This is a genomic window from Halorubrum vacuolatum (genome assembly GCF_900188065.1).
Classification (GTDB): Archaea; Halobacteriota; Halobacteria; order Halobacteriales; family Haloferacaceae; genus Halorubrum; species Halorubrum vacuolatum.
The window spans coordinates 1-8,374 of sequence record NZ_FZNQ01000043.1 but is presented as its reverse complement, the minus strand read 5'-3'; the positions used below and the strand labels follow the sequence as shown (position 1 = coordinate 8,374).

The window sequence follows — 8,374 nt, the reverse complement described above, 5'->3', positions numbered from 1 at the left end:
TTCTCAAACTGTTTCAGCAACGCCGAAGCAGATACCGCCGACGATTGGCTTCGATCCTTCGCCTTCGCATGGAATCAGCTTATCTGAACACTACCGCTGTCTCGGAGCTGGCAGCTATCGCCCTTGCGGTCCCAGCAGCCGTACTGGCCGTTCGTAATGAACGGGCTAAGTCGGTCGTGCTTGGGTTTGGAAATGCTGCCCAAACAATTCCGACAATCGCGATCCTGTTTTTAGCATTTCCGTTGATCGGACTCGGCTTTTGGCCATCGGTCGTCGGGTTGTGGGCGTATGCGATCTTACCGATTATTATGAATACGATCAAAGGAATTGAGAATGTTGATGACGGTACTGTTGAAGCGGCTCGTGGAATGGGAATGACTGATTGGGAAATTCTTCGATCGATACAATTTCCGCTTGCTCTGCCGGTGATCTTTGCGGGCATTCGGACGAGTATCGTGCTGGTCATCGGAACTGCCTATCTGGCAGTATTCATCGGTGGCGGAGGACTCGGGTACTGGGTTGTCGCCGGGATTCAAGGCTATAATATTCCGATGATCATCGCCGGGGCAATTCCCGGTGCGTTGCTTGCCATTGGCGCCGACTTACTGTTAGCTCGGGTAGAAGACTTCATCGGCGGAGATGGAGGCGTCGGTGATCCGACTGGACAGGGTATTTGATTCATCGGATTATCGTGATACGTTGCCACTAATTTAACCAACAAACCCATTATAAGGCGCATATTGTTGGTTAATGCGAGATGACTGTCGATGGACGATGAACCACCAACTCCACCAGATCTCCCGGCAGAGTTCGTCACTGCACTCAACGGTTACACTCCAGAAAAACTCCAAGCGATCGCCCATTACACCGAGGCACTGGCGGAATATAAAACTCGAGAGGCTCGTCTTGAGGAGAAACGCGATGACGATGATATCGACAGGCAATCTGATGACGTCCCGGACGACGTTCCCACAAAAGCGACGATCACAATCAAGGAGATTAACGACAACCGCTATTACTACTGGCAATGGCGGGAAGGCGAATCGGTGAAGTCTAAATATAAAGGGCCAGTGAATCCCGACGAGTAACGGGGTGCCTGTGGGTGATAACGCAACCAGCACCCCGTAGACGAGATAATGATTCAACGCCGTCTGTGGCGGGTTCCTCTGTCTCACGCGGAGCGGCTAAAAAATCGTATTGTAGATAATTGCTTGGGTGCAGTCAAGATCATCTGGTTGACATCCTCCCCGCGCTGAAGCGCGAGGCTTTCTCCTCGATTCTCCGTAACCGTTGGTGGTTGTGTCGCTCTCGCCATTCCGTCGATGTCGGAATGGATAGACACGTCGGCGTCAGTTATCCACTAATGAACTCATCACTTTAGGTTGAAAGACACACCACCCTGCAAGTGTTCTGCTCAATCGGTGTAGAGAGACACACCACCTTGCAAGTGTTTTCAACACCACCCTGCAAGTGTTCTGCTCGACTGATTCATAGAGACACACCACTCTGCAAGTGTTCTACGATCACGGAATACAACCAGCTTTGTTCACACCACCGTGCAAGTGTTTTCGATGTTCGTGTTACGTGAATTGCCAGATTTGGCGCTGGACATCATCATTAGGATCGGGCGCTTCAAATGAGGAAGCCTCACCCTCCTTGTATACCTGAAGTATATCCCAGATGTTGTTTGGAAGAGATTCTTGGTAATCTGATTTAAATACGGCATTGATGATATCTGCGGGATCATCCGTCACTTCATAGATAAACCGTCGACCGCCCCCACGCCCCTGATTGTGATCTTCAGATCGGACGAACCCTTGCATCGAAAGCTGGTCAAGGAACTCATATATTTTCCGTTCAGATCGAGTTTCGCTGCCAATAGCTTCTGAAAGTGAAGTGTACAGCTGGTAAATGCGTTTGGTGCGGGCATCGTGTTCCGGTTCAATTATCGCGAGTGTCGTCGCGATATATGTAAGTGCTTGCTGTCGGGTGAGGTCGTTATCAAAGCAATCAAGAATTTCGTCCGTCTCGATCGTCTCAGTCGCGCGGCGTGTGTGCGCTTCAGTAACTTGTTCAGAATCATCCATCCGCGCGTACTCTCCTGCTTTTTCCAGAATTTTGAGCCCCTGACGGACATCACCACGTTCCTGTGCAGTAAATGCAGCCGCGAGCGGGATGACGTCATCAGACAGGACACCATCGTGGAACGAAACCGAAGCATAGTAGCCAAGAATGTCTCGCAGTTCGTCAGCATCATATGGACCAAATTTGATTTCCCGTTCCCCTAACGTGCTTTTCACCTTCGGTTCAAGTGAATCCACGAATTTGAGATCATTCGAGATCCCAATAAGTCCAATCCGAGCATCATCAATTGCGGCATTCTCCGAGGCCTCAGCACGGGGTAAATCGTACAGAAAGTCGTTACGCGCATCGGGAGGTATATTATCAATCTCGTCAAGAATTATCACAACATTTCCGCCGACAGACTCAATCTCCTCATACAGAAATTCGAACACGGTATCCGTGCTGTAACCACTCTTTGGCAACTCGTCACCCGGATCACGGAATTCATTGACGAGCCGGCTGACCAGCCGATATGATGACTTGTAATTCCGGCAATTTACTGGGCCGATTATCTCAAGCGGAACGGACTGCTCTGTGGCCTTTTCAAGCAGTTTATCTCTTACCCACTTGGTAACAGCCGTTTTTCCGACACCAGTCGGACCATACACGAAAACATTGTTGGGATCGTGACCTACGACAACATCTTGGAGCGCATTAACATACAACTCTATCTCATCCTCACGGTGAAAGATCGTATCTGGATCGAAACTATCCTTTTTTAGCGGTTGTTTGGCCTCGAAGATCGCGTCTGTTCCCTCAAACGGATTCTCGTCCGTCTGGACCATCTTGTTAGCACTTTCTCTTGGATGTGATATAAAACCACCCACCACCCTGCAAGTGTTTCATGTGTTCTCGTCCTGTTGGTACCCTGATGAAACACGTCTGTTGAGGGAACCCACACACACCACCCTGCAAGTGTTCTCGTTCTCGAACGGAAGGGTAGGGTGAGCTGGGTTCACGACAAATGTATGGCGTGTTGAACGTCATAACTGCTCACCGAGCTGGACGTGGTTTCGTATGGAACTTGGCCCTTATTTATTATATTATATAGTTTGTTGTTGTTGTTGTTGTTGCCGGTTGTTTGGATGGCTAGATGGGCTCTCTATATTGGACTTTTGTATTTAGCAACCACTTTCTCGTGCTCTTAACCAGCCGACTTTATATACAATCCAGACCCAGACACGTGAACGACTGATGTAGGGGGACACGATTATTTCTCCTAAAACACTTGCAGGGTGGTGTGTGTGGGTCAGGGCTTGCGCCGTTAGAAAAGGTGGACTTCAGGAGGAATACGACGTCCAGCTCCTCACTGACGCCGACAAGGACAAAATTGAGCGACTCTCCTAATGTGATTCCAACAGTAATTCCATTCCAAACAGGCCCGATCTTCGCTGTGAAATTTCTTCTAATTGACTGAGTCAGCGATATACTGCCTCCCACGAGAAATTGAAATTAGTTGTCTGTGCCAACCTAGTTGATACGTAGAATCTGCTCGGCTTCAACATCCGTGGTCGGTCCATCGAAGCGTCCAGAGTCAAGCTTCCAGTAGGATGCGCCAACATCAAGCCCCGAGATCGCCTCGACGATTTCGGGATGGCAAGTAAGAATAAACACCTGATTGGTACTCGCGAGCTCTTTGATGACCTGCATGGTTCGCTCTCGATGGCTAGGATCAAAATTAGTAAATGAGTCATCGAGAATGACCGGTAGCGGCTGTGATTCACGCTTAATTCTCGCGACACGAATAGCTAAGAATAGCTGCTCGACGGTTGCTCGACTGAGTTCGTTGGGTGAGTGTCTTCCTCCTTCAGCAAGCAGTGCAGCGAAATTGAGCTCTTCGAGTTCGTCGTGTGTCTCGACACGCTCATAGGTGCCGTTGGTGATCCGTTCGAATATTGAGCTGGCATCATCAAGCAGCGGTCCAGTCGTACGATCAATAAACCGGTCATACAGTTCATCTAAAAAGTACTCGGCGATCCGATTCGTCGCGTACTCCTCTGCAAGCGGCTCTAAACGCTTTTTTCCCTCCTGTATCGTCGTATACGCCTCATTGACATCGTCGGCTGAACGAAGATCATCCAACTGGGTAAGCAGCTCCGCACGCGTATCTCTCAACTGCTCCGCTTCTTTTTCGAGCTCTTGAGACTCGATCTGAACTTGTTCGAGTCGGTCTGTAATCTGAGTCTTCTCACCGTATCTCTCCACAACATCAATGACGCGGCCCAGTATCTCATCCGTGTCCGATTGGTACGAAATCCCACCCTCTGCAGCGGTATCCAGTGTCGAGCTATCTGACAACGCTACGGCGACCGACTCCTGTCTGAACACTGCCTGTAAGTTCGACTGACACTGGTCACGGTCATCTCGTTTTCGCCGGTTCTTATCTACCGTTGCGGCCCTCTGAAGAAACTCCTCGACAAGAGCAGCTAACTCATCGAACGTTGCCCCCTCAAGATTCTCAATCTCATCCCATGTCTCAAGCTCACCGATCAGTTTCTGTCGAGCGGCCGTCACCTCCGTCTCAGCTCTCTGTACTTTGCGTGCAGTTTGGGTGTGCTCGCCGACCCGCGCTATCGTTTCAAAGAGTCGATTGACATCTTCAAATGGATCATCCGGAATAGTCTCGAGAGCCCCAACGTTGACCAGCGTTTGCCCAAGAGGTTTGAGATCTTCTCGCAGTTCTGCTATCTTCTGCTCACAATTTCCTTTTTCACTCTCAACACGTCGAATGTTCGTTTTTAGATTTTGGACATCGTCGTGGAAGGCTGCGACGGCTTCCGGTTCTACCGTCGTCGGAAGGCCAAGCGATTGACACAGCTCAATGAACTCGCCCTCACTCGTCTCAACGGACTCCTCAGCTGCTTCGACAGCGGCTTCTTTTTGGTCAACGTTAGCGTTTGCCTGTCGAAGGTCCGAATCGAGATTCTGGACTGCTGTTTCCGTTCCAGAACTGGGATCAAACTGCCGATACGCCATCGCTCCTGTCACTGCAAGGATAAGGAACGTTACGAATACCCCAGCCACCGGGTTCACAATTGTCGCTACCCCCGTACCGAGCAACAGCGCGATAACCGCTCCACCTGCGACGGCTATGTATGATGGACTCTCATTCTCGGTCTGCTCTGCTTTCGCGTCCTCTAGTTGCTCTTCCAGTGCATACTTACGATTGAGAGCCTCTTTTAATTCCTCTCGTGCGCTCTCGCGCTGTTCAATAGCATCAGCATAGTCGCTGGTGATTTGTCTCACTCGGTCGCGCGCGATTGTATCAGCCTCGATCTCCTGTACAGCATCAAGATCACCATCCCACTCTTCATTAAGCGCTGCCGCTTGCCGAGAGAGACCACCCCACTCACGCTGCAGGCTATCTTGCCTTTCAACGAGCTGGTTGTGACGCTCTCGTAATCCCGATAGATCGGCGAGGTGTTGTCGGATACGATCCTCGTGCGCTTGCAAACTTTCGAGATACGCATCCGTCGCATCGTGGCTTGTCTCTTGGCTAAACACCCGACGACGCTCGGCTACGTTAGCACGTGCTTCCTTATACGCCTCATACTGCTGTGTCACTGCGTCTTGTCTATCGAGTGGGAACGCATCGAGTTTCGATTCATCGACGTGTTCAAGCTCCTCATTGAGCTGTTTGAGTCGCTGAATCTCCTCATAATTCGACGAGATGGCCTCCAAGAGCACCTGCTCTGTGTCTAACTCGTTTGTGTGTGACTGGATTTCTTCGAGCCGCTGAGTCTTCGCTTCGACTTTTGTCTCGATTGCTTCGTACTCATCAACCTGTGCCGTTGCTTCTTTGCGTTCGTGAACCCCATCGTTGATCGTCTCTATCGGATCTTTGAGCTGGTAGACACCGCGGCCGTGCTTCCCGCCGATGCTTTTTGCATCGCTGCTAAATTCATCTCGATACTGGGGGAGTTTAACCACATCACCGAAGGCGCCTCCAAGAAGCACCTCTGCAAGCGAGTGATCGTCATCGAGGCTTCGCGGTGTTCGTCGAAGCTCATCTAGACTAATTGTGTACAGTTGGTGATACTGTGTCGTCTGGAGGTTCGCGTACAGGTCTTCAACCGACTGCTCAGGGCCATACACCGGTGACACCGTAGGAGTCCCATGCCCGTCAATATCGATTCGGTATTCACCCTCTGGTATGGTTACGGTTGCGCCCAGCGAGTACGTGTTTGTCGCCGGCGGCACACTCCCATCACGTGGAATCCCATATCCGAGGTGCCGTAATGCCTGCATAAACGTCGTTTTGCCCGCTCGCTGTGGGCCCACGATGACGTTGACCCCCTCTTGTAGGTCGGTCACTTGTTCATGATCGAAACAGCCGAAGTCGCCAAGCGTGATGTCGTTAATCCACATTGTAGTGTTCCAGAGCAATTCTATCGGTTGCACGTCGGAGGGCGCTATCGATCAGGTCATCGAGACGGTCTTCGTTCAACACAAGACGATCTTCGGGAAGATCCTCTGTTTCTTCAGCGGGAGTCCACTCCCAAACTTCCCCGACCGTCTCTCTGAGGTCTTGCTGAACTTCTTGTTGTGTTCTAAGTTCTTCAACCAGCGCGTGAAGTTCATCGATGGTTTCGTCTTCTTCTCGCAACGTTTCATCATCTGGTAGTGGGGGTGATGTTCGATCTCGTATCGATTCGATCCATACCGTCGAGGTCCCTGATGGCAGCCGTTCACCAATCTGTGTTTGAAGCCACGGTATTGCCTCCTCGTCAAGTTGGTCGTGGACTGCCCCACGCCCAACGAGGTTGAGCCTGAATATGACGCCCGTTGGCTCCCACTCGACATCGGATACCGGGACGTCAAGAACACGCTCGGCCAGTTCCGTATAGCCTGTATTCCTCACTTCCTGACACCGATCAACGACGCAACTTACGAGTTCACTCAGCGTCCCAACTTGCTTTCCATCGCCTGTTTTTGCCGTTCCGATATCTATCTCTATTTCGTGCCATACGACCGGACTCGTCGGAAGGAACGCGAGTTCTGGCGACGCATTTGGCTCAACCTCGACAATGTAACAGCCACCAACGCCTGCCTCGCCGATGTGACGGCCCTGTGGAATCCCGGCATATGCTGCGTTCGCTCCAGCAATTCGACCCGGCGTGTGGATATGTCCAAGCGCCCAATAATCAATCTCTTTTGCGGCGAGATCGCTCGGACTACAGGGTGCATATTTTCGACCATCGGGATTTAGCCCTGTGTGTAATAGTCCGATATTCGGGACCGTGCTGTCCGGCGGGGTATACTCATCAGACAGGGTTTCGCTTACCCACTGTTGACCGTATGACTGGCCGAGTAGTCTCGCCGTCGTGTGCTCTTCGCCCGGGTGCTCGATGATTTCAACACCATCAGCAGAGAAGACGTGCACGTTCTCCGGCCAGTCAAGCCGCTCTGCACCGTCATACAGTGGGTCATGATTGCCGTGTACAATGTAGCAGGGAACGTCACGTTCATTGAGCCGTTCAAACTGTTGGACAAGAAAGTCGTTTGCCTCCACTGAACGGGCGCGTTTATCATACAAGTCTCCACTGACAACCACGAACTCAACTTCTCGGTCAATCGCGAGAGAGATGATCCGTTTGAGTGCGTCGTGTGTTGCTCTGTGGAGCTCATCTGTGCGTTGCTTGTCCGTGACTGACTCCAGTGGGCTCCCGAGATGGAGGTCTGCAGCGTGAAGAAACCGGACTCCCATGTACTGATCTGCTCAACTTGTTTATGCAACAATCTTTCGCCAAACGTGAACTTTCCCCGAGGTCACGCCCCCCGGGGCAGTCGTTTCGATAGCGTATGGACAATCTTCCTCACTTCGCCGGCGAGCGACGCTCACGGCTCGTTCTTGAGCGCCTCCACGAGCCGACTTTCCGAGACTCCCCCTCACGCCTTGCGGTGACTGTCGCCGCCGGCGTCACGTATATTCGTTACTGGCGTCGATTAAGGAGATTCGTTTGACAGGAGTGATGACGTGGGTCACCTTGGACGATCCAACGTCTGTGTTGGGGGTTGTACGACCTACCGCCGGCGATGTCGCGCCGCCGCCGGTGGCTGGTGTCTCACACTGCGTCCATCGCCGGCGTGAGCTCTTGGAAGCGGGTGGGAGGCCGCTCGCCGGAGGCCGTGAAGCTTCGATACAGACAGCAGAACCATTCGTATTCGTTTAAGCCCCCGCATTGGCGGTGAGGTCACTACACACCTCCTCTAACAGCGTTTTTCGACCGGGAGAGGGTTGTTTAGCTTC

The 8,374-nt window shown here is 51.7% G+C and carries 5 protein-coding genes and 1 pseudogene; 3 read left to right on the top strand and 3 right to left on the bottom strand.

Features of this window, described 5'->3' with window-relative positions; translation table 11 throughout:
- The 3 genes and pseudogenes from CHB65_RS17175 to CHB65_RS16400 all read left to right on the top strand — a co-directional run.
- A pseudogene (locus CHB65_RS17175) lies at positions 1-87 on the top strand (IS6 family transposase); the annotation flags it as partial.
- Positions 69-677 (top strand): ABC transporter permease, encoded by a 609-nt coding sequence (locus CHB65_RS16405; protein ID WP_089386091.1) that lies wholly within the window; start codon positions 69-71, stop codon positions 675-677. The pseudogene CHB65_RS17175 and the gene CHB65_RS16405, both read left to right, overlap by 19 nt.
- A gap of 90 nt (positions 678-767) precedes the next feature.
- Complete coding sequence (locus CHB65_RS16400) at positions 768-1,088, top strand: hypothetical protein (RefSeq protein WP_089386090.1); 321 nt, start codon at positions 768-770, stop codon at positions 1,086-1,088.
- A gap of 492 nt (positions 1,089-1,580) precedes the next feature.
- On the opposite strand, the gene CHB65_RS16395 is transcribed toward CHB65_RS16400, so the two are convergent.
- The 3 genes from CHB65_RS16395 to CHB65_RS16385 all read right to left on the bottom strand — a co-directional run bounded on the left by CHB65_RS16395 (position 1,581) and on the right by CHB65_RS16385 (position 7,831).
- Entirely contained in the window at positions 1,581-2,909 is a 1,329-nt protein-coding gene (locus CHB65_RS16395) for a Cdc6/Cdc18 family protein (RefSeq protein WP_089386089.1), read from the bottom strand.
- A 685-nt stretch (positions 2,910-3,594) separates the two neighbouring features.
- Positions 3,595-6,492 carry an AAA family ATPase gene (locus CHB65_RS16390; protein WP_089386088.1) on the bottom strand — a complete coding sequence of 966 codons (2,898 nt, stop codon included), beginning with the start codon at positions 6,490-6,492 and terminating at the stop codon, positions 3,595-3,597.
- Positions 6,482-7,831 (bottom strand): metallophosphoesterase family protein, encoded by a 1,350-nt coding sequence (locus tag CHB65_RS16385; RefSeq protein ID WP_089386087.1) that lies wholly within the window; start codon positions 7,829-7,831, stop codon positions 6,482-6,484. The genes CHB65_RS16390 and CHB65_RS16385 overlap by 11 nt, the downstream gene beginning before the upstream one ends.
- Between the last annotated feature and the right edge of the window lie 543 nt (positions 7,832-8,374).